Origin of the sequence: Streptococcus sp. AS20 (genome assembly GCF_000524255.1) — a bacterium.
Classification (GTDB): domain Bacteria; phylum Bacillota; class Bacilli; order Lactobacillales; family Streptococcaceae; genus Streptococcus; species Streptococcus constellatus.
The window spans coordinates 234,619-259,664 of sequence record NZ_JANS01000011.1 but is presented as its reverse complement, the minus strand read 5'-3'; the positions used below and the strand labels follow the sequence as shown (position 1 = coordinate 259,664).

General features: G+C 38.5%; 16 protein-coding genes, 7 tRNA genes and 3 pseudogenes. 17 read left to right on the top strand and 9 right to left on the bottom strand.

Annotated features, from left to right (window positions below):
- Positions 1–41: 41 nt before the first annotated feature.
- From HMPREF1514_RS06750 to HMPREF1514_RS06720, 7 genes are all read left to right on the top strand, one after another.
- Positions 42–115: transfer RNA gene (locus HMPREF1514_RS06750), tRNA-Met, on the top strand.
- Positions 116–121: 6 nt separating this feature from the next.
- Positions 122–194, top strand: a tRNA-Phe gene (locus HMPREF1514_RS06745).
- A 14-nt stretch (positions 195–208) separates the two neighbouring features.
- A tRNA-Tyr gene (locus HMPREF1514_RS06740) sits at positions 209–289 on the top strand.
- 6 nt (positions 290–295) lie between these two features.
- Positions 296–366 (top strand) — tRNA-Trp (locus HMPREF1514_RS06735).
- Between the two features lie 12 nt (positions 367–378).
- Positions 379–451 (top strand) — tRNA-His (locus HMPREF1514_RS06730).
- Between the two features lie 13 nt (positions 452–464).
- Positions 465–536, top strand: a tRNA-Gln gene (locus HMPREF1514_RS06725).
- 8 nt (positions 537–544) lie between these two features.
- Positions 545–628, top strand: a tRNA-Leu gene (locus HMPREF1514_RS06720).
- An 84-nt stretch (positions 629–712) separates the two neighbouring features.
- Here HMPREF1514_RS06720 and HMPREF1514_RS06715 read toward each other — a convergent pair.
- From HMPREF1514_RS06715 to HMPREF1514_RS09700, 3 genes and pseudogenes are all read right to left on the bottom strand, one after another.
- Positions 713–1,846 carry a site-specific integrase gene (locus HMPREF1514_RS06715; protein WP_037598198.1) on the bottom strand — a complete coding sequence of 378 codons (1,134 nt, stop codon included), beginning with the start codon at positions 1,844–1,846 and terminating at the stop codon, positions 713–715.
- Positions 1,836–2,044 (bottom strand): annotated as a pseudogene (locus HMPREF1514_RS06710) (DUF3173 family protein). Before HMPREF1514_RS06710 ends, HMPREF1514_RS06715 begins: the two are co-directional and overlap by 11 nt.
- Positions 2,019–2,819 (bottom strand): annotated as a pseudogene (locus tag HMPREF1514_RS09700) (rolling circle replication-associated protein). Before HMPREF1514_RS09700 ends, HMPREF1514_RS06710 begins: the two co-directional pseudogenes overlap by 26 nt.
- A gap of 530 nt (positions 2,820–3,349) precedes the next feature.
- On the opposite strand from HMPREF1514_RS09700, the gene HMPREF1514_RS06705 reads away from it, so the two are divergent.
- Together HMPREF1514_RS06705 and HMPREF1514_RS06700 are read left to right on the top strand one after the other, a co-directional pair.
- A complete protein-coding gene (locus HMPREF1514_RS06705; protein WP_037598197.1) occupies positions 3,350–4,765 on the top strand; it encodes a MucBP domain-containing protein in 1,416 nt (471 codons plus the stop codon).
- A gap of 25 nt (positions 4,766–4,790) precedes the next feature.
- Positions 4,791–9,122, top strand: coding sequence for an SspB-related isopeptide-forming adhesin (locus HMPREF1514_RS06700; RefSeq protein WP_037598196.1), 4,332 nt, complete (start codon positions 4,791–4,793; stop codon positions 9,120–9,122).
- 251 nt (positions 9,123–9,373) lie between these two features.
- Here the strand turns inward: HMPREF1514_RS06700 and HMPREF1514_RS06695 are convergent, their stop codons facing one another.
- The 4 genes from HMPREF1514_RS06695 to HMPREF1514_RS06680 form a co-directional block, all read right to left on the bottom strand.
- A complete protein-coding gene (locus HMPREF1514_RS06695) occupies positions 9,374–10,084 on the bottom strand; it encodes a hypothetical protein (RefSeq protein WP_003070820.1) in 711 nt (236 codons plus the stop codon).
- A gap of 12 nt (positions 10,085–10,096) precedes the next feature.
- A complete protein-coding gene (locus HMPREF1514_RS06690; RefSeq protein WP_003070819.1) occupies positions 10,097–10,771 on the bottom strand; it encodes a hypothetical protein in 675 nt (224 codons plus the stop codon).
- A 434-nt stretch (positions 10,772–11,205) separates the two neighbouring features.
- Positions 11,206–12,105: a UTP--glucose-1-phosphate uridylyltransferase GalU gene (gene galU / locus HMPREF1514_RS06685; RefSeq protein WP_037598195.1), complete on the bottom strand. Its 900-nt coding sequence runs from the start codon at positions 12,103–12,105 to the stop codon at positions 11,206–11,208.
- 27 nt (positions 12,106–12,132) lie between these two features.
- Positions 12,133–13,149 carry an NAD(P)H-dependent glycerol-3-phosphate dehydrogenase gene (locus HMPREF1514_RS06680; protein WP_003036582.1) on the bottom strand — a complete coding sequence of 339 codons (1,017 nt, stop codon included), beginning with the start codon at positions 13,147–13,149 and terminating at the stop codon, positions 12,133–12,135.
- An 84-nt stretch (positions 13,150–13,233) separates the two neighbouring features.
- Between HMPREF1514_RS06680 and HMPREF1514_RS09585 the strand changes: the two are divergent.
- The 7 genes and pseudogenes from HMPREF1514_RS09585 to HMPREF1514_RS06650 all read left to right on the top strand — a co-directional run.
- Positions 13,234–13,413 (top strand): annotated as a pseudogene (locus tag HMPREF1514_RS09585) (gamma-glutamyl-gamma-aminobutyrate hydrolase family protein); the annotation flags it as partial.
- Positions 13,414–13,631: 218 nt separating this feature from the next.
- Complete coding sequence (locus tag HMPREF1514_RS06675) at positions 13,632–14,666, top strand: S66 family peptidase (protein ID WP_037598194.1); 1,035 nt, start codon at positions 13,632–13,634, stop codon at positions 14,664–14,666.
- Positions 14,667–14,759: 93 nt separating this feature from the next.
- Positions 14,760–15,203: a dUTP diphosphatase gene (locus tag HMPREF1514_RS06670; RefSeq protein ID WP_037598193.1), complete on the top strand. Its 444-nt coding sequence runs from the start codon at positions 14,760–14,762 to the stop codon at positions 15,201–15,203.
- Complete coding sequence (radA, locus tag HMPREF1514_RS06665; protein ID WP_156921876.1) at positions 15,163–16,581, top strand: DNA repair protein RadA; 1,419 nt, start codon at positions 15,163–15,165, stop codon at positions 16,579–16,581. Before HMPREF1514_RS06670 ends, radA begins: the two co-directional genes overlap by 41 nt.
- Before the next feature lie 237 nt (positions 16,582–16,818).
- The gene (gltX, locus tag HMPREF1514_RS06660) at positions 16,819–18,276 is read left to right on the top strand and encodes a glutamate--tRNA ligase (RefSeq protein ID WP_003070814.1); all 1,458 of its coding nucleotides are present in this window, start codon (positions 16,819–16,821) and stop codon (positions 18,274–18,276) included.
- A gap of 455 nt (positions 18,277–18,731) precedes the next feature.
- On the top strand, positions 18,732–19,259 hold the full coding sequence (locus HMPREF1514_RS06655) for a 5-formyltetrahydrofolate cyclo-ligase (protein WP_037598190.1): 528 nt from the start codon (positions 18,732–18,734) through the stop codon (positions 19,257–19,259).
- The gene (locus tag HMPREF1514_RS06650; protein ID WP_037598188.1) at positions 19,252–19,932 is read left to right on the top strand and encodes a rhomboid family intramembrane serine protease; all 681 of its coding nucleotides are present in this window, start codon (positions 19,252–19,254) and stop codon (positions 19,930–19,932) included. The genes HMPREF1514_RS06655 and HMPREF1514_RS06650 overlap by 8 nt, the downstream gene beginning before the upstream one ends.
- A gap of 57 nt (positions 19,933–19,989) precedes the next feature.
- On the opposite strand, the gene HMPREF1514_RS06645 is transcribed toward HMPREF1514_RS06650, so the two are convergent.
- Positions 19,990–20,826 (bottom strand): putative RNA methyltransferase, encoded by an 837-nt coding sequence (locus HMPREF1514_RS06645; RefSeq protein WP_037598186.1) that lies wholly within the window; start codon positions 20,824–20,826, stop codon positions 19,990–19,992.
- A gap of 210 nt (positions 20,827–21,036) precedes the next feature.
- Positions 21,037–22,293 (bottom strand): tyrosine--tRNA ligase, encoded by a 1,257-nt coding sequence (gene tyrS / locus HMPREF1514_RS06640; protein WP_037598184.1) that lies wholly within the window; start codon positions 22,291–22,293, stop codon positions 21,037–21,039.
- A gap of 181 nt (positions 22,294–22,474) precedes the next feature.
- Here tyrS and pbp1b point away from each other — a divergent pair, with 181 nt between their 5' ends.
- Positions 22,475–24,814 carry a penicillin-binding protein PBP1B gene (gene pbp1b, locus HMPREF1514_RS06635; RefSeq protein WP_037598182.1) on the top strand — a complete coding sequence of 780 codons (2,340 nt, stop codon included), beginning with the start codon at positions 22,475–22,477 and terminating at the stop codon, positions 24,812–24,814.
- Positions 24,815–25,046: the final 232 nt, after the last annotated feature.

Sequence of the window (25,046 nt, the reverse complement as noted above, 5' to 3'; positions counted from 1 at the left end):
GTGCGTGGGTTCGAATCCCACATCCTCCTTAGTAGGAATAGCGCGGGATGGAGCAGCTAGGTAGCTCGTCGGGCTCATAACCCGAAGGTCGTAGGTTCAAATCCTGCTCCCGCAATAGGTAGGCTCGGTAGCTCAGTTGGTAGAGCAATGGATTGAAGCTCCATGTGTCGGCGGTTCGATTCCGTCTCGCGCCATTTGTTTGATATTAGGAAGGGTAGCGAAGAGGCTAAACGCGGCGGACTGTAAATCCGCTCCTTCGGGTTCGGGGGTTCGAATCCCTCCCCTTCCATCTTGTACGGGCATAGTTTAAAGGTAGAACTAAGGTCTCCAAAACCTTCAGTGTGGGTTCAATTCCTACTGCCCGTGTATAGAATTATGGCGGGTGTGGTGAAGTGGTTAACACACCAGATTGTGGCTCTGGCATGCGTGGGTTCGATCCCCATCACTCGCCTATTTTATAGTATTGGGGTATAGCCAAGCGGTAAGGCAAGGGACTTTGACTCCCTCATGCGTTGGTTCGAATCCAGCTACCCCAGTTTAACTTGCCGGCGTGGCGGAATTGGCAGACGCGCTGGACTCAAAATCCAGTGCCCTCACGGGCGTGCCGGTTCGACCCCGGCCGCCGGTATAGTAATAAAGACAAGGTTTCTAAGCCTTGTCTTTTGTTTTGCACTTATATTGTTCTTTTCAGAGCTACCAAAAATTTCCAATTTTAGAATAAATCGTCTAATTTGCTGGCTAGATTTTTCTGTTTACTAGGGTATAAGTGAGAGTATGTATCTATCGTAGTCGTGATAGAGGCGTGTCCAAGACGTTCTTTTACGACTAGATAATCTTCCCCTTGATTGATAAGTAGAGACGCGTGAGAGTGCCTTAAATCGTGTATTCGTATCTTTTTTAGATGATTGTTCCTAGCCAGTATCTGCTTAAATTTTTTATCAATCATATTCTTTGTCATTGGTATTGGTGTGCTTTGAATAACTTGAAGACATTCTGTATCTGTTGTAAATTCTTTAAGTAAATCTTCTTGTTTTTCTTTCCAATCTGCAAGCCTTATTGCTAGTTTATGATTGATTGTAATATGTCTAGTCCCTGCTCTAGTTTTTGTGCTATTGACGTGATTTATACCATTAACAAAGTAGGCTGTTTTTGTGATGTGAATAGTATTTGTGATTAAGTTTATATCGCCCCAATTTAATGCAAGTATCTCTCCCATTCGCATACCAGTAAAAAATGCAATAGTAAAGAATAAGTCATAGCTTATTTCGTCGTTAGTAATGAGTTTTCTAAACTCGTTAAATTCTTCTACACTCCAGAAATTGATAGTTGGCTTACTAATTGGTAATGTTCTTAGATTATCAACAGGATTTTTATCTATCAATGATTTTCTTACACCAGTATCAAAAATTTTTTTGAGAAGTATCATTATTTTATTGACTGTATTGGGACTTAATGTAGAATTACCATTTTGTTTTTTGGACTTTGTTTTGAGATGTTCTCGAAATTCAAAAATGTGTTCATAAGACAATTTGTTTAAGTTTGTATCTTTAAAGTAAGGCTTTATATGTCGCTCATAGTTATTTTTCTGTGTACTAATATAGCTGATTTTCCTGTTGTTTTGTCGGTCTTCCTCTTCAAGTATATTGAAGAGCATATCGGTTGTTACCAAAAAATCAAATCGTTTTTCTTTTAACTCAACAACTCGGATATGCTGTTCTATATCTAAAGTCTCTTTCTTGGTTTTGAAACCTTTACGAATGATTCGTATCCTCTTTTTAGTAACGGGGTGAAAACCTGAAGAAACATCAACAGTCCATGTTCCGTTTTTGGCTTTTTTAACTGTCATGATGTGCACCTAAAGAAACATCAAAGCCAAGTAGTTCAGTAGCGATAGTAGCAAGAATTGTGCCAATATATTTGTTTTGGTAAATTCTGAAACCTCTCTTTCTATAAGCAGTTCCTTTCCTTGTCGAATAATGCGTTTAGAAGTCCCATCAGAGAAATCAAAGGCAACGAGGTCATTTTTGTTTATAGTTGCTATCATGCGATTTACTTCTTGATTTATCTAGCCTTATTTTCTTATATTTTACATGGTTATCGAAATACTGGCTGTCTTTATAAAACTTGTAGTGTATTCTGTTTCATATAGGACTGTTGAGCTATTGTAGTCAAAAGTTTCACAGGTATAAAACTTATCTTCATCAGGTTTTTTCAGGTTACGAGATGATAAATAGGCTTGCTTACTGAAATTTTCCAACAATTCTTGTCCGATACCTTTTTTAAAGTATTTTGTAACATATCGCCCAGGATTTTCTTTGCTATCGACATCGACTTTATTTATCCGAACTGCTCTGTGTCGCTATAGTTCTAAGAGTTGACTATGTGGAATATAAGGGACCCTGAAAGGCAGAATATAAACGTGCCATGCTCCACGTTTTTGCTTTTCTAATACTGCAATATATTTAAGTTGACTTTTCTTTGTTTTGAATATGTTATAGTTAAAGCGTTTAATAAATGTTTTGAGTAGGTCTTTGAAGTGGTTCTATAGTGGTTAATGTAAGAAAAGAAGTCAACCTCATCAATATTACAATCAACTAGACGGTGTAAGTTCCACTGTGCTTCTAAGCGAGTTTTCTTCATACGTTCGAGATGTTGTTCTTGTTCTTCAAGTGTTAGTACATCGAATGTTCTACGTTTTGATATTTCTTTACTTTCAGTATCAGCTTAAAATAGTTTTCCTTTTTGAAAATATTGGCTTTTCGTATTCCTAAATTTCAATATAGAAGGAAGCGGACTATCTTTTTATTGTACGAAGTCATAAAAAATAGTTCAAATTTTCTGCTACTTTCAAAAGACTTTTATGAATACCTGTAATGTTGCTCTAAATCTCGTATAGGTGTTTGTATTTATAAGTTGACTTTCATCTTCTTATTTTAAAAATACACAAGCCAGCCACATAGTGCATAAATATGCACTACAAGGGGAGAAAATATTCATTTTTTACAATAATCTTATTGGAATAATGTCTTAAATTTTCTTGACTAAAGAGGCGCAAATGTAGTCAATGCAACAAACTGTTTAAATATATCTAGACCAATTTTGTCGAAAAAATGTTGGCGTTTTAGTTTACTTTTCTACCGGTCATCTGTAATCTATCTGTAATACATCTACATTTATTTACAGTATGTCAAAAAATGTAAAATACCTCTGTAATATGGTTAAATAAATTTGTGAAAATGCTATAATCGGCTTGACATTTAAGGGAAAAATTACTATCATAAAGAGTGAATAGTTTTTCAAACTATGGCTTAACATATTGGATATGTTAAAATATTGAGAGGATATTTAAATGAAAAAAAGCAAGTTCTTTTTAGCGTCAACGGCTGTACTATTATCAGCTTTAGGTGCAAATCCTGTGTTGGCTCGGGACGTTGAACGTTCGATCACCACAACGATTGTGACACCAACTGTTGGCAATGATAAAAAGGCTTCTACTGAAACAATGGAGTCTAATAAGGAACCTACAAATGCAACAACAGCTGCGAAAGCTCCGACTGTTCCTGCAACTCCTGACAGGGCTAAGTCAGTTGTTAATCCGAGTACTCCAAGTGCGTCAGACAAGGTAGATCCTTCAAAGGCGACACCACCAACGCCAAGCGTGCCAGATAAAGAAAAGACTGACCCACCAGATACTTCAAGTAAGGTAGAACAGCCGAAAATAGAATCAGCACCCCCATTGAAGTCAGAAAAGCAACGATCCGGAACATCAGAAACTGAGTCTTCAAAGCCAAATCAATCGGATCCAGAAAAGAAATACGGTGATGTCACTGTTGAGTACAAGAGTAAAGATGGCGCTTTGATTGCACCAAAAGAGTTAGACACGCCGACTTCTGAGGTGGGAACGGATTATGATACGACAGATTACCGAAGAGAGACGATTATTAGTTCAGAGGGCAAGAAATACCGTCTTGATCCGCAAGCTACTCAAGGTTATGAAAAAGGGAAAGTTCTTGAAGGAAATACCACTATTACTTACTACTATGATCTGGTCACAGAAACACCAGATTCTTCTAGTAAGGTAGTGCCACCAAGGGCAGAATCAACTCCCCCAGATAAGACCAAACCGGGTGAATCGGATTTATCTAATAAAGGGACAACCCCACAAGATAAACCCAAAACTCCAGCTGCACCCTCAACGGATTCGTCGGTCGGTCCAGATAGCTCTATAGCAGATACTGTAGCACCACCAGATAAGATTCCGCATGATGGGATGCTAGATACTCAGCTTGAATCGACAGATACTTCTAGCGATGTTGTCAATCCGTCTGTATTGACTGAAAAGAACACGAACAAATCGACAACTTCTGATGTGGACTTGAAAAAGGATGAAACGTTTAACCTTAACAATGCCTCATCTGTGAGTGGGAAAAAGGGTGATACGATTGATAATCCGATCAGATCCATTATTTCACCAGCTGATCCGCTTTTGACGGATAAGGGCTTTGAGATTATTGGTAATGACCAAGGGGAAGTCACCATCAAAAATGCAGATGGTTCTAAAACATCTGTACCAGCTGCGCAAGTAGGTGCTAGGGCAAATCCTGATGGAACGGTTACTGTCAAGTCAAGTAATGGTAAGTTTACGTTGTTGCCGGATACGGGGGAAGCAGCCACGATTCTCGCAACGATTGGTTTGTTTATCTTAGCTCTATTAGGCTTTAAAAAAGTTAAGCCTTTTGAGAAAGATAATTGGTTAATTGGATAATTATTAAAAAGAAAAGAGGAATTTTATGTTTCATAATAGCAAAACGAAGGGTCATGGCTCGATCCGAAAAAACAAAATTTATGGTACCATTGGTGTTTTAACCCTTGGAACAATTGCAATCCTTAGCGCTCACCAAGGTGTAGCTGCTGATGAAGTAAAGGCAACGAAGCCAACAACGCCAACTCCAGTGGCGGAAGCTTCTGATACAAGTCTTGCTGCACAATCAAAAGCAGCAGCAACTGAAGCAGCGAGTAGTTCTACAGCAACAACTGTAAAAGAAACAACTCCAGCAGCAAGTACCACAACTGCTCCAGCAGGATCCACTTCAACGGCTGATAATACAACAGCGTCAGCTGCTACAAAGACTGAAAGTGCAACGAAACCAGCGACTGCAAAGACTGAAACACCAGCAGAAACAGAGAAGCAAGCAAGTACTCCAGCTGCTCCAGTAACTGGAACAACAGTTTCACCTACAGTAGCAGCTTCAGCTAGTGATACTACCTCAGTAACACATACTGCACCAGCTACACAAACAGGAGTTACAGAATCAAAGGTCACTGTTGAAAGTCAAAAGTTAAAAGACGCTGTTTCTGAAGCAAAGGGTTACAACATTGATGTAAAACAAAACCCAACAGAAAATATCGGAACAGCAAACAATCAAGTCGAATCAGATGCTAAAAAAGATCTTGCTAACACTCTTGAAGAGACACAAGCGACTCGTATCAAGACTGGAGTAGATGCTTATAAACGTGATTTGAAAAAGGCACAGGAAAATGTAGGCACTGATGGTTATTTGAGTGAAGTTGTCAGTCAAGGCTTGAAATTTGAGAATGAACCGAATGGGAAATTATCCATTAGTGGTGCTACAGAATTTGGACAAAAAGATATGCCGACAGCGCAATCTTATGAAGAATATGTTAAAGGTGGTGGAACATTTGGTTCGACTCCAAAAGCACCCTTTACAACGAAACTTTCAGGTGGTGGAAGTCGATTTGTGATTCCGAAAATTGAAAACGGGCAAACTATTACGGCTACCTATACTAACCTTCAAAACTCAACATATAATGGGAAGAAAATTTCTAAAGTGGTCTACGAAGTTACCAATCTAAGTGGTGGTACAGGTATTGTTGGTTTTGCGGAAAAAGACCCAACAAAAGGGATTTATACTTTTTACAGCATCAATAAGCTGTCTAGATACCGTGTCAATATTCGTTTTTATGATGCTGATGGAAATCCAATCCAATTTACAAAGACTAATCCAGCTATCTTGGCTATGACTAGTTTAACAAAAACAGAACCTACTAAAGGGAAATTAGCTGGTCTAAAACACGAAGAAAGCATAACAGATTATAATTTCCGACCAGTAAAGATTACCGGTTCTTTGGTTGAAAAACAAGGTGATGGTCGTTTGGCGGCAACTAGACCAACCCACGATATTAAAGATGATTATGATGATCCAAATTTCTATAAGATGGGAATTGCTGGTGTAGCAGAAAGCGGAGACACCATCTCTTTTGTGATGCAACGGAAGTCTCAATGGGATAGAGGTTATTGGCTAGCTCTTACAAGTAAATTACCATCTCGCTTTACACTTGTAAAACCAGATCTTGAATACAATCTAGTTGAATATAATCTTGCAGGAAATGTTGTGCTTGATAACTATATTCAAGGAACTACTACTAAACTAACAAATACCCAAACGGTTAAACCTACAGGAACTCCTGTTGGTGAAAACTATACAACAACACACCAAGACAGAATCACAACAGCGGATGGCAAGGTTTATAAATATGTGTCATCAACTAATAATACTACAGGTAAAGTTACATTAGGTACGACTCATGTAGCAAACTACTACACTGAAGTGAAAGGTAACGTAGTTGTTGATTATCAAGATAAGCAAGGTAATACAATTGCAGAACGTGTTGTAGATACCCCAGATACGTCAGTAGGCACAGCTTATGATACAACAGACCACAAACCAACTAGAATTACGACAGCGGATGGCACAACATATCGTATTGATACTACCGCTACCCGAGGTAAAGAAAGTGGTAAAGTTGTCGAAGGAACAACACGTGTTGTTTATGTCTATGACAAAGTTGAAAAACCAGTAGAAGAATATGGTAATGTCGTTGTTGATTATCAAGATAAACAAGGTAATACGATTGCAGAACGCGTGGTAGATACACCAGATAGTAAAGTTGGTACTGCTTATGACACAACCGATCATAAACCGGCCACTATTACAACAGCGGATGGTACAACATATCGCATTGACCGCAATGCTACCCGAGGTAAAGAAAGTGGTAAAGTTGTCGAGGGAACAACACGTGTTGTTTATGTCTATGACAAAGTTGAAAAACCAGTAGAAGAATATGGTAATGTTGTTGTTGATTACCAAGACAAGAAGGGTAATACCATTGCACCACGTGTTGTGGATACACCAGATAGTAAAGTTGGTACAAACTACGATACAACCGATCACAAACCAACTAGAATTACTACAGCTGATGGTAAGGTTTATCGTATTGATCCAAAAGCAACTCAAGGTCAAGAAAGTGGTAAGATTGTCAAAGGAACCACTCGCGTTGTCTATGTTTATGATGAAGTAGTCGGTGATGTAACAGTTCATTATAAAGATGAAAATGGTAAAGTCATTAAAGACCCTGAAAAGGATACAGTCGGTGCTCCAATCAACACTGTTTATGATACTCGTGATCACGCTCATAAGACGATTACTACAAAAGATGGTCGTACATATGAAATTGTTCCTGAAAAGACTCAAGGTCTTGAACAAGGTCGCGTTGTTGAAGGAAATACAGATGTTACGTATATCTATAAACAAGTATTCGGTGATGTAGTTGTTCACTATGTGGATGAATCTGGTAAGAAGATCAAAGAAGATGTAACGGATACTTCTCATGCTCGTGTTGGTGAAGATTACGATACGACAGACCACAAGACGACAGCGATCAAGTCTGGTGATAAAATCTATAACCTTGTTCCTGAAAAGACAAAGGGTAATGAAAAAGGTAAAGTTACAAAAGGTGTAACCGAAGTTACTTATGTCTACAAGGAAGTGAAAGCAGAACCTAAGAAGAAAGGAACCAACGCTAAGGGTGAAGATGTCAACGGTAAGACCATGTTGGCAGGTTCAACCGAAGTTTATACGATTGATATTGACAATGACCAATACAAAGGTATGACAGGCTTAACAGATAAAGATAAGCAAGCAGGCTTGATGGTTGTTGAAAAATACTCAAGTAAGTATGTAACTCCTAACTTAGCTGGTGTTCGTGTAACAACAGCAGATGGTAAGGTTCAAAGTGGCTTTACAACGAAAATTTACAAGTCTGTTGCAGAAGCTCCAAAAAAGGTTCAAGATTATATCAAGGCTAAAGGCTTGAAGATTGATGGTGAGTTTGCTGTAACTACTGCAGATGATCCAGTAGCTTACACAAATAAGTATGTCTTGAAGGGTATCAATCTGAAACTTGTCTTCCCAACAACTGTTAAGAAGGAAATCAAGGAAGCTAGCAAGTATGATAACCGAGCTTATCAAATTGACTTTACTGGTATCCATGAAACAAATCTGGTAACGAATAACATTCCGAAGATCAATCCGAAGAAAGATGTTGTAGCGACTGTTGAAGATGGTCAAAAAGACCAAAATTCATTGAATAATAAGACTGTTAAGGTTGGACAAGTCTACAACTTTGAATTGGAAACTTCTTATTTACCAGCAAATCGTGGACAAGCTATTGAAAAGATGGAAGTAAGAGATAAATACTCTTCATTAGTAGAATACAATGGTGTCCACAAATGGTATGCGAAGACAGATATTCTTCTTAAGAATGGTCAAAAGCTTGCCAAGGGTACAGATTTGACGAAGTTTGTCAACCAAACTGTTGATCACAAGACGAGAACAGTTCTGTATTCATTCTCTAGTGCTTTCTTGAACAGTATTTCAGATAATAGTGAGTTCCAAGCTACAGGTTACATGCAAGTGAAACAACTTGACTATGGTACAGTGAAGAACACCTTTACTGAAATCATCAATGGTGTTGAAAGAAATTCTAATACGGTAACAGTGGTAACGCCAGATAAACCTAAGACTCCGGATAAACCACAAACACCGCCAGAAACTCCTAATACACCTGAAAAACCGCAAACACCTCCTACACCAACCCCTACTCCAGTAGTACCAACTACTCCAAAAAAACCAGTAACTCCGAAAGTAAGTTTACCTTCAACAGGTGAAGCTACAAATACTGGTGCAGCGTTGACAGGTTTGGCGTTTGCAGCTACAGCATTGTCAATGCTTGGCTTCAAGAAACGTAAAGAGGAAGAATAATTCTAACGCTAACTCTTTCTGTGCTATACTTATAGCAACAAATAGAGGTTGAGACTAAGTCTCAACCTCTTTGTTATGGATGTTGTAGTTGGATTATGTACTTGGACATGATGTGGGGGTAATTGAGTTCATAAAAGTAGTCCATTTTGCAAAATTAAGCAAATCGTTTTTAGGTTTCCGTTTAAATTGAGAACAAGTCAAAAACCTTTCAAATATTGTTGAAAGGTTTTTAATATTATTAGAAACTTTTATTATCCAAGACTATCAATGGTTGCATTGATGATTTTAATAGATTCTTTTGTGTAATCTTTTTTTTGTAGTTTCTTTTCAGCTTTCGTCATTGGACGTGGCTTTACAACGGGGTCTGGTTTTACAACTGGTTTTTGTTGGTTTATTGTGTTTGTTTCAACATCAGGAACTGGTTGAACAACTGGTTCAGGTTCAGGTTCTACTTCGATGATGGGTTCTTCAACAGGTTGTACAGATGCAGTGCTGCCGTCAACAGATTGTTTCTCTCCCCATTCTTTACGTGCATCTAATTCACGTAGAACAAATGATTTCCCACGATATTCTTTCGGAACGATGGTTGCGATTTGTTCATCTGTGAAAAGTTCAGCTTCGTCAATATCTACAATATCCCAAACAATTTCCCCATCAGCATTGCGTACATAATAGCCATTTTCATCTTTTTGGCCACTCAAGAAACTGGATACACCAATGATTTCTGTGACATTGACATAACGCATACCTGTATCTACATCCCAGACACCTGAGAATACAGCTTCAAACAGTGCTTTGTATTGTTCTTCTGAATCTAATGAGAAACCATTGATGGTTTTCATCGCATTGGCACTGTATGCTCTTGATAAGACTTCAAGTTTCTTTTTGTAAGTATCAAATGATTTGTTTTTTAAGAAGCGATCTTGTTCTAGTGTTAAAACAGGCTTTTCGATTTCTGACATGGTTATAGACTCCTATTCATTATTATTGATATTAAAGTTTAAGGTAATCAGCATTAGTTTTGGCTGAGTGATTTTAAATAATTTACGAGCTAGTGAAATATTAAAAATACCGATGATATTTCCCTTTACATCTTGCCTAAAGTTCTTTCCAACGACTTCTACATTCTCTTTATGTTCGTCCTTCACTGCTTCACGGACGGCTTCAAGCATGGAAGCTTTTATCTCTTCAATACTTGAATATTCACTATAAAAAGAGACGGAATGATTTTTTTTAAAAACGGCATGATAAATCATTTTTCTATAAAATTTTTTATAGATAATGGCAATTAAAAATGGTATTGCCAAGCAGATATCAACGATTGGATTTTTTAAATAATCAAATAGTTGATTGTCAAAGTAGCTAATCACCGCTAAGTAACCAAGAGCAGATAGAATTTTAAAGTAATTGCTGGCAATAACGATGTCTTCGGAACTATTTGCCACTAAAAATCCAGCCAATATATAGATAAAAGAAGCGAGTAAAGCTGCAATGTGGATATAGTCTAGCGGTATATTGAGAATATTATATGTTAAGAGTAGGAGAGCCGTGCCAGCAACGAACACAATTCCTACGAAATAAATCAGTTCAGCTAACCACTTCAACAAGACTAGAAAGACTAACGGTGTGTCTTTTTTCTTTTTTGACATTTTAATCCTTTCTATTCTTTATTTATTTTAAGGATTGCCAGACACTAACTTTCCTCATACAAGAATTTTTGTATTATAATATATATATTACCAAAATTTCATAAATAATACAATAAGATTCATATATTCTGCAAGTGAAAATCCTCATTATTTCTATGTTTTCTTTTGTTTTGAATCACAATTATAAAAAGTGAAAAAAGAAATAAAAAAGAGGTTGAAATATAATTTTTCTAAATTTATATCATGATATGTCTTTTAGTCCGTCTCGTTCTGAAAGATGCGAGATAAAGAAACCACCCGCTTGTGAACTGCACCTAAATCATTAGATGTTTGAGGCGCAGAGCATTGATGGATGGTTATGATTTCTATTTTTACAGTAAAATGTAATGATGGGAGAGACTTTTGATGTTACTGTCAATCCTAATTGCTATCTGTTAGTTCTCTTTTTTATCTAATTTCTTACCCAACTCAATGATGTATTGTTTCATGTCATCTTTTATTTGGGGATGTTTGAGGGCGTAATCAATAGATGTTTTCATAAAGCCAAATTTGTCACCAACGTCATAACGATCACCTGTGAATTCACGGGCAAATACTCTTTGTGTTTTATTGAGAGTATCAATGGCGTCTGTCAGTTGAATTTCATTTCCAGCACCTGGAGCTTGTGTTTCCAAAATGGAGAAGATTTCTGGTGTCAAAAGGTAGCGACCAATAATCGCAAGGTTACTTGGTGCGTCTTCTGGTTTTGGTTTTTCAACAAAGGTCTCCACGCTGTAGAGTCCATTTACTCCTTCACCTTGTGGGTCAATAACACCATAAGATGAAACGTCATCGTGTGGTACTTTCATGACAGCAATGGTTGACGCATGCGTTTCTTCGTAATCATTCATTAACTGTTTGGTTAGCGGAACTGCTTTGTCGTTTGTAATGTCCATCAGATCATCACCTAGCATAACGACAAAGGGTTCGTTACCAACGAATGCCTTGGCTTGTAAAACGGCATCGCCAAGTCCGCGTGGATGACTTTGGCGAATGAAGTGAAGACCAATGCCAGTAGTCTCGTCTACAAGTTTTAAAAGGTCAGACTTCCCTTTTTCTTTGAGGTTATACTCCAATTCAAAGTTTGAATCAAAGTGGTCTTCAATAGATCGTTTAGATTTTCCGGTTACGACCAAGATGTCTTTGATACCGGCCTTTAATGCTTCTTCGACAATAAATTGAATAGTCGGTTTGTCAACGATAGGCAGCATTTCTTTGGCGAGCGCTTTGGTTGCTGGCAAGAAACGAGTTCCAAGTCCAGCAGCAGGGATAACAGCTTTTCTTACTTGAGTCATATGACCCTCCTTTTTTGTAGTAGCTAATTACGACCATTCGTTTTCAGCTTTAAATTCATTATTCATTATATCATAAATGGCGTCTTTTATGTTAAGGCTTTCATAAATCACGTGATAGATCGCTTGAGTAATTGGCATATAGACACCCAGTTCTTGTGCGAGTTCGTAAGCAGCTTTGGTGGTGGAAATGCCTTCGATAACCATGCCCATGTTGGCTTCAATATCTTCTAACTTTTCGCCACGACCAAGAGCATCACCAGCGCGCCAATTACGTGAGTGAACGGAGGTTCCTGTGACAATTAAATCTCCTACTCCGGATAAACCACTATATGTTAAGGGACTAGCACCGAGTTTGACGCCAAGACGAGTAATTTCTGCTAAGCCGCGTGTGATAATAGCAGCTTTGGCATTGTCACCGTAACCGAGACCATGAAGGGCACCTGCTCCGACAGCAATGATATTTTTTAGTGCGCCGGCTGTTTCTACGCCGATGACATCTGTATTAGTGTAGAGACGGAAGTAGTGATTGCTGAAAAGTTCTTGAACATATTTTGCTGCTTCTAAGTCTTTTGAAGCTGCTGTGATAAGAGTAATATCACGAACGATAGTTTCTTCAGCATGGCTTGGTCCAGATACGACAACCACTTCGCTTCGTAAATTTGGAGATAATTCTTCTTCTAAAATTATGGAAAGTCGTTTGTGAGTATCGGGTTCGAGTCCTTTTGAAGCGTGCATGATTTTGACTGGATGGTCTAATACTTCAGCCACTTGTTTAGCTACGAGACGTGTGACTTTTGTTGGAACAACGAAAAGAATGGCATCAACACCGTCAAGAGTTTCTTTTAAGTCATAATAGGCAGTAATCTTTTCATCGAGAACGATATCCTTGAAATAGCGTTTATTGGTATGGTGTTCGTTGATTTCAGTGATTTGCTCGGCAAGATTACCCCAAATACGGACTTCATGTCCATTGTCATTTAATACTTGTGCCAAAGCAGTACCCCATGAACCGGGGCCTAAAACAGCAACTGTTTGTTTTTCCATGTTCTTCTCCTTGTAGAGTTTTCTAGTCTTATTTTACCATAGAAAGCGATAAATTTCTTGTTTAACATTAGTTTAGATTGTTAAGTTAAGGATTTGGCATCGAATTTTCACGCAACAGTATTTTATCATGGAGTTAAAATTATTGAAGCAACTGAGTCGCTAGATGGTAGTCGTATCATCGGGCTTCAATGGTACCCAGAGTTTTTAATCAATGAGGAAAAAGGAAATCTAGAATTTTTTCAGTACCTTTTGAGGGAATTATAAATTTAAAATGAGTCTTAAGCTTCATTTAAGAAAATCATTCTATAATAAAACTATCAAATGAAGACCTCCTAACTTTATTTGATGAAATCCTAAACTTTTTCATAATAATCTCCCTATAAAGATCACCAAAAGGTGGTCTTTTTGTTTTATATTTTTGTCGTTGCTTTTGGCTGATTTATGTTATAATGTTTCAAATCATTGATTAAGGAGGAGAGAAGATGATAAAGACCGTTGGAATCGTTAGTTTATCAAGTGGAATCATTGGAGAAAGTGCTGTTAAACATGAAGTGAACTTGGGAGTAAAGCGCTTGAGAGACTTGGGGCTTGAAGTGAAGTTTTTAGAGCATGCACAAAAAGGAATGGGCTATCTGGCAGATCATCCTGAGTCCAGAGCGCAAGATTTGATTCAGGCTTTCAAGGATTCTTCAATTGATATGATTTTATGTGCTATCGGTGGAGATGATACTTATCGGTTGCTGCCTTATTTGTTTGAGAATGATGAGCTAAAAAAAGTTGTACACCAGAAAGTATTCCTAGGTTTTTCTGATACTACGATCAATCATCTTATGCTGCACAAGTTAGGGATCAAGACTTTTTATGGGCAGTCTTTTCTTGCTGATGTTTGTGAACTAGAGACAGATATGCTCCCTTACACATTTGCTTATTTTAAAGAATTGATTACGACAGGCAGTATCTCAGAAATCCGCCCGAGCGAAGTTTGGTACGAGGAGAGAACGGATTTCAGTGAAAAAGCCCTGGGAACGAAACGAACTCGTCATGAAAATCAAGGATTTGAATTGCTAAAAGGCAAAGCAATCTTTACTGGAGAAATTTTAGGTGGTTGCTTGGAGTCACTCTATCAGATATTTGATAATACAAGATACGAGGATACGATTGAATTGTGTGCGCAATATCAGCTCTTTCCTAGTCTTTCAGAGTGGGCAGGAAAAATTCTTTTGTTGGAAACCAGTGAAGAAAAACCAGAACCAACTTTATATCGAAAAATGTTAGAAACTTTAAAAGCAATGGGAATTTTTACGGTTTTAAATGGGATTCTTGTCGGAAAACCAATGGATGAAACTTATTATGGAGAATATAAACAAATCCTGCTTGATGTCATTGATACAGATATTCCTATTTTATATAATTTAAATGTTGGACATGCTACTCCAAGAGCAATTGTTCCTTTTGGAGCGAAAGCTGAGGTGGATGCCAACGAGCAAGTGATTCGATTTTTGAATGAGCCAGAATAAATTAAAAAGTGCAGGCTGAAAGATGACCTGCATTTTGCGTGTTTTTTACGAATTTAGTATAATAGGGAAAGTAAAAGTAGAAAAGAGAAAAAGATGCGAATTCGTGGTTTTGAGCTTGTTTCAAGCTTTACAAATGAAAATTTACTGCCAAAGCGTGAGACGGCTCATGCGGCAGGTTATGACTTAAAAGTGGCAGAGCGTACAGTCATTGCGCCAAAAGAGATTAAATTAGTGTCAACAGGTGTCAAGGCCTATATGCAGGTTGGTGAAGTGCTTTATCTTTATGATCGTTCATCTAATCCACGTAAAAAAGGATTAGTTTTGATTAACTCTGTAGGCGTTATTGACGGAGATTATTACGGCAATCCGGGAAATGAAGGTCACATCTTTGCGCAAATGCAGAACATTACAGAGCAAGAAGTAGTCTTAGAAGAGGAAGACCGTATCGTTCAAGCTGTCTTTGCGCCGTTTTTGCTTGCTGATAATGATGAAGCAGATGGTGTGCGGACAGGTGGTTTTGGAAGCACTGGGCATTAAGAAAGAGGAATCTATCATAGCCAAGAAAAAATCGACATTTGTTTGTCAAAATTGTGAATACCATTCGCCCAAGTATCTGGGGCGTTGTCCGAATTGTGGTACTTGGTCGTCTTTTGTCGAAGAAGTAGAAGTGGCAGAAGTCAAAAATGCGCGTGTTTCTCTGACCGGAGAAAAAACACGACCGATGAAATTGGCAGAAGTAACTTCTATTGATGTGAAGCGCACCAAGACGGATATGGACGAATTTAACCGCGTTTTAGGCGGTGGTGTGGTGCCGGGAAGTTTAGTTCTAATCGGAGGAGATCCCGGCATTGGGAAATCGACACTTTTATTGCAGGTTTCAACCCAACTCTCTCATAAGGGAACGGTTCTTTATGTCAGCGGCGAGGAGTCTGCTGAGCAGATTAAACTGCGAGCTGAGCGATTAGGAGATATTGATAGTGAATTTTATCTCTATGCCGAGACCAATATGCAGCATATTCGTGCTGAGATTGAAAAAATCAAACCGGATTTTTTGATTATCGATTCCATTCAGACGATTGTGTCGCCGGAAATTTCCAGCATGCAGGGCTCGGTTTCGCAAGTGCGGGAGGTGACAGCAGAACTCATGCAGTTGGCGAAAACTAACAATATTGCCACCTTTATCGTTGGTCATATGACCAAGGAAGGAACGCTGGCTGGTCCACGAACGCTAGAGCATATGGTAGATACAGTGCTGTATTTTGAAGGAGAACGTCAGCATACTTTCCGCATTTTGCGGGCAGTTAAAAATCGTTTCGGTTCGACCAACGAAATCGGCATTTTTGAGATGCAGTCAGGTGGTCTGGTTGAAGTGCTCAATCCTAGTCAGGTTTTCTTAGAGGAGCGTTTAGATGGTGCGACAGGCTCTTCTATCGTGGTGACGATGGAGGGGACACGACCGATTTTGGCGGAAGTGCAAGCTTTGGTGACACCGACCATGTTTGGCAATGCCAAGCGGACAACGGCAGGTCTGGACTTCAATCGTGCCAGCCTGATTATGGCTGTTTTGGAGAAACGAGCTGGTTTGCTTCTGCAAAATCAAGATGCTTATCTCAAATCAGCTGGTGGTGTGCGCTTAGATGAGCCTGCTATTGATTTAGCGGTTGCGGTAGCCATTGCTTCCAGTTATAAGGAAAAGCCAACCAACCCTCAAGAATGTTATATTGGCGAAATTGGTCTGACAGGCGAAATCCGCCGTGTCAATCGCATTGAGCAGCGCATCAACGAAGCTGTTAAGTTAGGCTTCACAAAAATTTATGTTCCTAAAAACTCTTTGAACGGATTGAATATTCCCGAAAAGACTGAAGTTATTGGTGTGACAACGATTGGTGAAGTATTGAAGAAGGTGTTTGGGTAAGTAAGTGTAACTGAACATTGAATTGATAGGTGAGATAGGCGACGGTTTCTATATTGCTAAGGAAATTCTGTAGAGAAAGTTTGTTTTTCGCTCATCTTCTGTAAATGATTCGAAGAATAATAAAGTTTCATCGCTTCTGTTATTTCTTTTCGACAACTTGTGGTATAATAGTAACGTTTAAAATAGAAACAGGGTTTTCCTGTTAGAAATTTAAGATAAACATTAGGAGAAATGAAATTGGCGAATAAAATTCGTGTGCGCTACGCACCAAGTCCAACGGGACTGTTACACATCGGAAATGCGCGGACTGCGCTCTTTAATTATCTTTATGCTCGTCACTACGGTGGTACGTTTATTATTCGGATCGAAGATACAGACCGCAAGCGTCATGTCAAAGACGGGGAGCGTTCGCAGCTGGAAAATCTTCGCTGGTTAGGGATTGACTGGGATGAAAGTCCAGAAACGCATGAAAAATACCGCCAATCTGAACGTTTGGATATTTATCAAGGTTATATCAATGAGTTGCTCGAAAAAGGCTTGGCTTACAAATCATACGTAACGGAAGAAGAATTAGCTACAGAGCGTGAACGGCAGGAAGCTGCTGGAGAAACGCCTCGTTACATCAATGAATATCTAGGAATGTCTGAAGATGAAAAAGTAGCTTATATCGCAGAGCGTGAAGCTAAAGGAATCGTTCCAACAGTCCGTCTTGCAGTCAATGAATCTGGTATTTACAAGTGGAATGATCTTGTTAAAGGTGAGATTGAATTTGAAGGTGGCAACATCGGTGGTGATTGGGTTATCCAGAAAAAAGATGGTTATCCAACATACAACTTTGCCGTTGTTATTGATGATCACTTAATGGAAATTTCACACGTTATCCGTGGAGATGACCATATTGCTAACACACCTAAGCAGCTCATGGTTTATGAAGCACTTGGTTGGGAAGCACCGCAATTTGGTCACATGACCTTGATTATCAATTCGGAGACAGGCAAAAAATTGTCAAAACGTGATACGAATACACTTCAATTTATCGAAGATTACCGTAAAAAAGGCTACCTACCAGAAGCAGTGTTTAACTTTATTGCTCTCCTTGGTTGGAATCCTGGCGGTGAAAATGAAATTTTCTCTCGCGAAGAATTGATCCAACTCTTTGATGAACATCGTCTCAGTAAGTCTCCGGCTGCCTTTGACCAAAAGAAATTAGATTGGATGAGCAATGAATACATTAAAAATGCGGATTTTGAAACCATTTTTGAGATGGCAAAACCTTATTTGGATGTAGCTGGTCGTTTAACAGATAAGGCTGAGAAATTGGTCGCACTCTACAAACCACAGATGAAATCTGTTGATGAAATCGTACCGCTCACAGACCTCTTCTTTGAAGATTTCCCAGAGCTAACAGAAAATGAAAAAGAGTTTATGTCAGGCGAAACGGTACCGATTGTTTTGAAAGCATTCAAAGAAAAAATGGAAGCTATGAGTGATGAAGACTTCAAATCAGAAAATATCTTCCCGCAAATCAAGGCAGTGCAAAAAGAAACGGGTATCAAAGGTAAAAATCTCTTTATGCCAATCCGAATCGCTGTTTCGGGCGAAATGCACGGACCAGAATTACCAGATACCATTTATCTGCTTGGACGTGAAAAGTCCATTGAGCATATTGAGAAGATGCTGAAACATATTCAATAAGTTAACTAAAAAAACATCACAATATTTGAACTTTGTGGTGTTTTTGCTTTCTATATGATGAAATACTTGATTTTATGATATAATAATTTTTAATACTAAATTAAAGTAAAAAAAGGCCTATATTAGCTACTTAAATGACTACTCAGGAATTAATCCAACTTGTTACAACTGGATAAAAACGCAAATTTAAAAGTGCTATTTGAAGGAAAGTTAGCAGACGAAGTACCCAGATTCTGTCATTAAATTTTGGCATCTGGGATGGATTTGATTCATTAAATAAAGAAAAAAGAGCCATGCTTAGATTAGAGTATTCATTTCATGTTTTTTATTATCTGAAACTGACATCAACTGAAGCATCTTTGCTATTTTGCTAATCAAAAAGTTGGAAAGTTTTTGTTGTTACTTTAATAAATGACGGATTGGAAATTCTGACAACCTTATCAAGGAGAAGATAAGTGAAGACGACTTTACGTAAAAAGATAGTAAGAGAAATGAAAGGACAGGAATTGATAGCAAAACAGCAGAGAGATGCTTTGCTCACACAGTACTTGCTGAAATCCTCTGTTTACCAACACGCTAAAACAATTGCGACTTATTTATCTTTGCCACACGAGTTTGACACGGGGCTTTTCATCAGACAAGCACAAGCAGATGGCAAGCGAATTGTGATTCCGAAGACTTATCCTCATGGGTGCATGGTTTTTGTGGATTATAATCCAAATGACTTGGAATTGACTGCTTTTGGTATCTGGGAGCCAAGGAGTGGACAAGTGGTAGAGAAAACTCATATTGATTTGATTCACGTACCGGGTGTTGCTTTTAATAAAGGTGGCTACCGGATTGGCTATGGTGGAGGTTATTATGACCGCTACTTGGCTGATTTTAAGGGAATGACAGTAAGTACAATTTATCCTTGTCAATTAGCGGATTTTCAACCGGATAATTACGATATTCCTATTCAGGAGGTATTGATTTGTGAATAAAGTTTATGATAAACAGTATCCTGTGACAAGTATTTTATTACTTATAACGACAGGACTTTTTCTAACCATGTTTTTATTGCGTGGATTTGCTTACAGCAGTACTCAAACAATTTATGAGTTTGGCGCCATGCATGGGCGAAGCATCCAATATTTTCCAAGTCAGATTTGGCGCTTGGTATCAGCGATTTTCGTTCATATCGGCTTGGAGCATTTTGTGATGAATATGATTACGCTGTATTTTATCGGACGCCAAGCTGAGGACATTTTTGGTTCATGGAATTTTCTGTTTCTTTATTTGATGTCTGGGATTTTAGGAAATGCTTTTGTCTTCTTTTTCACTCCAAGTGCTGTGGCGGCAGGTGCCTCTACATCTTTGTTTGGAATTTTTGGCGCTATTATTACGTTGCGCTATGCGGTTCACAATCCCTATATTCAGCAACTTGGTCAATCTTACTTAATTCTACTGGTTATGAACTTGGTATTAAGCTTGACACCGGGAATCAGTCTGGCAGGACATTTAGGCGGTGCAGTCGGAGGCGCTCTGTGTGCTGTTATTTTCCCAGTCCATGGCGAGCAAAGAGCTTATCAAGTGGGGCAACGTGTTTTAGCGCTGGTTATCTATTTAGTTTTAGTTTTGGGAATGGTCTTTCTTGCTTTTAATCGAGGCATATAAAAAGGGGTTGAATAGACTGCTGTATCTCGCGGCAGTCTGTTTCTACCTCTTTTGTGTTTATTTTTCTTGACCGACCAAAATCTTTGCAGCAATGGTGATTTCATGTAAAGATGACCAGTCGATTTTTTCAATATTCATATTGAAAAGAAGCGGAGTCATTTTCAGCAGAGCCATTTTTTCATTTTCCTTTAGTGAAAAAGTGCTAGTAACATCATAGGAGTCTGCAATGGTAAAGGATTCCTTAAAGCGCTCAATGATTTTCTGATTGGAGTAGTTTGTGTTGATTAACTGCTCGGCAACGATACTACGAATTTCTTGCAAATGTTGGTTATTAGGAATAACCTTAATAAGCAAGCCGTTTTTCCGCAATACGCGTTGAAATTCTTGATAATTGGCAGGAGAGAAAATATCCAAAATCACATCCATACTGGTATCTTGAATGGAAAGATGCGCCAGATCTCCAACAAACCAATTTACTGCCATGCTGTGGTCGCTTTTGGCTGCTAGCTGAATCGATTCTTTTGATAAATCAAACGCGTAGATGTGTTTATCAGTCATCTGTGCTTGCAGGTTTCGAGCATAGTACCCCTCTCCGCAGCCAATATCTAACAGATTAGCATGCTGTGGCAAAGAAGTTAAAATATCTAACAGTTTGTTTAAAATTGGCTGATAGAATCCTGCTTCGAGAATCAATTGTCGATTTTGAAAGTTGGTTTTATCGTAGTCTTTTGACTGCTTCACTTGTGGTGCCAGATTGACATAACCGAATTTTGCTAGATCAAAGGAATGCTTATTGTTACATTTAAGACTATTTTCTGCTAAAAACAAGGCTTGCTGGCAAAAAGGGCAAGCAAAAAGATTAGCCGTTTCAAAACGTTTGAGTTTGGGTTTCATGCGTTTTCTCTTTCATAGATTTCTCTGACTAGTGTAACATGTGAGAAATGCTTTGGCAAGTCGATGATAAAGAAAGGAAACTGAAAATGAGTCCTTCTTTATTAAGATGGGATTTGTGTTTTTTATTTTTCAAGCTACAACTAGGTCAATGCATTATGCTAATTAAAATAAAGAAAAAGCTGGGGTTAAACCCAGCCTTTTCATTTTTGACTAGTAAGTCAAAACAAAATATTTTTTCTTCCCGCGTCGAATAACGGTCAGTTCGTTTTCTAATTTGTCAGCATCCGTTAATGTATAGTTAAGGTCTTGAATACGTTCGCCATTGACATAAATAGCGCCATTTTGAACATCTTCCCGCGCTTGGCGTTTAGAATTGACAATGCCAGCTGTTACCAACATTTCTACGATATTGAGATTGTCATCTACTTTCACTTGATAATTTGGCACCCCGCGAAGTCCTTGTTTCAGTTCTTTGACAGAAAGATTTTTAATATTTCCAGCAAAAAGCTGCTCGGTGATGTTGAGCGCTTCTTTGTAGGCTTCTTCGCCATGTACAAGCGTGACCACTTCTCGTGCTAAGATTTTTTGTGCCAACCGTTCGTGGGGAGCTGCTTCAAATTGTTTTCTGATTTCTTCGATTTCATCAAGTGGAAGAAGTGTAAAGATTTTTAGGAAACGCACGGCATCTGCATCCATGACATTCATCCAGAATTGATACATTTCGTAAGGGCTGGTTTTATCGGCATTGAGCCATACAGCATTGCCTTCTGACTTACCAAATTTCTTACCAGTTGCGTCTGTGATAAGAGGCACTGTAATAACATGACCTGTTTTATCTGCTTTGCGGCGAAGTAATTCTGTACCAGCAGTCATATTGCCCCATTGATCTGAACCACCGATTTGCAAAGTGACATCGTATTGTCGATTTAACTCAAAAAAGTCATAGCCTTGCATAATCTGGTAAGCAAACTCGGTATACGAAATGCCTGTTTCAATCCGTTTTTTTACGGATTCTTTACTCATCATGTAGTTGACAGTGAAATATTTTCCAACATCACGTAGAAAGTCAATAAAGCTAATGTCGGAGAACCAGTCGTAGTTGTTGACCATTTCAGCTTTGTTGTCGCCATTTTCAAAGTCAAGAAAACGTGATACTTGTGCTTGAATGCTGCGGACCCAACCTTCAACTGTGTCTTTTGTTTGTAAGCTCCGTTCTGTATCTTTAAATGATGGATCGCCAATTAAGCCAGTTGCACCGCCAACGAGAGCATAGGGTTTGTGACCAGCCAACTGTAAATGTTTCATGACAAGGATTGGTACAAGGTGACCAAGATGTAAGCTATCAGCAGTTGGGTCATAACCAGAATAAAAGCTGACATTTCCTTCTGCTAGGGCTTTGCGCAATGCTTCTTCGTCAGTTGTTTGAAAAACCAAACCACGTTCTTTTAGCTCATCAAAAATGTGCATATCTGTCTCTCCTTTATAAAATTTCTAGTTATTGTAACATTGTATCACAAACAAGCACTAGAATATAGTAAAATCGCAAAAATAATGAAAAAAACAATGATTTCAGCCAAGGCTTGTCTTTCTTGTTGTCAGAAGTTTCATAAATTTGCTATAATAGGCACAGAAAGCCCAAGGAGAAAGAATGTTTAAACAAGTTTTAGAAAAAATACAACAATTGTTTGAGAAACTTTTTCAGACAGATCGTCCTAGCAAAAATAAAAAGGAAAACTGGACAATTTTGAGTATTGGTGGAACTGTCCTTCGTACTCTGAAATTATTATCAAATGTCTTTTTTGTGCTTGTTTTTTTAGGTTGCTTGTTTGGTGGAGGTATTGCATTGGGTTATGGTGCAAGAATCTTCGATAAGGTTGAAACTCCTAAAAAAGAAGAGCTTATCAAAAAAATCCAAGACATCTCGGCTATTTCTGAATTAAAATATGCTGATGGTAGTTCAATTTCAGCAATTGATAGTGATTTACTAAGAATATCAGTAGCTAGCAAATCTATTTCTGCTAATGTAAAAAAAGCAGTCATTGCTACGGAAGACGAAAATTTCCACAAGCATCATGGGGTTGTTACGAAAGCTGTTTTGCGGGCAACACTAGGATCTGTTGCAGGGATTGGCTCCTCAAGTGGTGGTTCCACCTTAACGCAGCAGTTAATCAAACAACAAGTTGTTGGTGATGCACCAACTTTCAAGCGTAAAGCGACAGAAATCATTGATGCACTGGCTTTAGAACGCTGTATGAACAAAGATGATATTTTAACGACTTATTTGAATGTGGCCCCGTTTGGAAGAAATAATAAAGGGCAAAATATTGCCGGTGTAGAAGAAGCGGCCCAAGGAATTTTTGGAGTACCTGCTAGCAAGTTGACAGTACCTCAAGCAGCTTTTATTGCGGGGTTGCCACAAAGCCCGATTGTTTATTCTCCTTATGCAGCTGATGGTAGTCTGAAAAGTGCTAAAGACATGACATTAGGACTCAACCGTGCTAAAAAAGTCATTTACAATATGTATCGAACAGGTGCGATTAATAAAGATGAGTACCAATTGTATAAAGATTATGATTTGAAACGGGATTTTCTGCCTGCCGATCGCTCTCCAAAAAATTCGCATGATTATTTATATTACGTTGCGATGAAAGAAGCTCAAAAAGCAATGTATGAATATTTGATTAGGCGAGACAACGTTTCACAACAGGAATTGAAAAATGATGCAACTGTGAAAGCCTATAAAGAATTAGCTGCAAAAGAGTTGAGTGAGGGTGGCTATACTGTTACCACAACGATTAACAAAAATATCCACAACGCTATGCAAAATGCGATTGCTAATTTTGGTGGTGTGTTAGATGATGGAACAGGTGCAGTTGAAGCGGGAAATGTTCTCATGGACAATCGGACGGGTGCTGTTTTGGGCTTTATAGGAGGACGTGATTATGCTTCCAACCAAAACAACCACGCTTTTGATACGGAGCGCTCACCAGGCTCAACCATTAAACCGATTTTAGCTTATGGCATAGCCATTGACCAAGGCCTGATGGGCAGTGCCAGTATGCTGTCTAATTATCCGGCGAATTTCTCTAGCGGCGAGCCCATTATGCACGTAGATAGCCGTGGTACGGCTATGATGGATTTGCAGGAGGCTTTAAATACTTCTTGGAACATTCCAGCTTATTGGACCTATAAATTGCTTCGTGACAAAGGGGTCAATGTTCGAGGTTATATGGAAAAAATGGGCTATCAAATTGAAAATTACGATATTGAAAGTTTGCCAATGGGCGGTGGGGTTGAAGTATCTGTTGCTCAGCATACCAATGGTTTTCAAACTTTAGCCAATAATGGGGCTTATCAAGAGCGCTATATGATTGAAAAGATTACGGCAAAGAATGGGAAAGTTGTATATGAACATAAAGCTAAACCTGTTCAAGTTTATTCCAAGGCCGCAGCAACGATTATGCAAAGCCTTATGCGTGGAGTGTTGAGTTCAGGTGCTACGACGACTTTCAAATCTCGTTTAGCACAGATTAATAGTGGCTTGGCTAATGCTGATTGGATAGGAAAAACGGGGACAACCAACAGCAATGGAGATATGTGGCTTATGGTATCCACTCCAAAATTAACGTTGGGTGGTTGGATCGGTCATGACAATAATGCTTCAATGGCACCTTTGACGGGTTACAATAACAATGCTCAGTATATGGCTCACTTGGTGAATGCAATTCATCAAGCTGATCCAAATATTTGGGGAGTTGGTGATAAGTTCAATTTGGATTCAAGCGTGATTAAGTCCAATGTTCTCAAAGCAACAGGTGAACGAGCTGGAACAGTCACAGTCAACGGTCGTAGCATGAGCCTGACTGGTCAGACGGTTACTAGTTACTGGGCGAAAAATGGCGCTCCGATGACCACCTATAAATTTGGAATCGGTGGGACAGATAGTGATTATCAAAAAGCTTGGGCAGCACTTTTAGGTGGACGTTAAAATAAAAACACTTTCATAAGTAAAGAAACTTGAAAAGCAGAGTAAAATAGGGTATAATATTATTAATAATTTGTCGTCTGCTTTATTTGAAATATTGTCCATATAAAGCTCACAGCAGTTAAATCATACTTTTAGAGTCAGATTTAGCTGCTCTTTTTGTGCCTATTTTTGGGATTTTCATCGTTTGTTATCAAAACTTAAAGATTCTGAAAATTTATCAGAAAGGACAAAT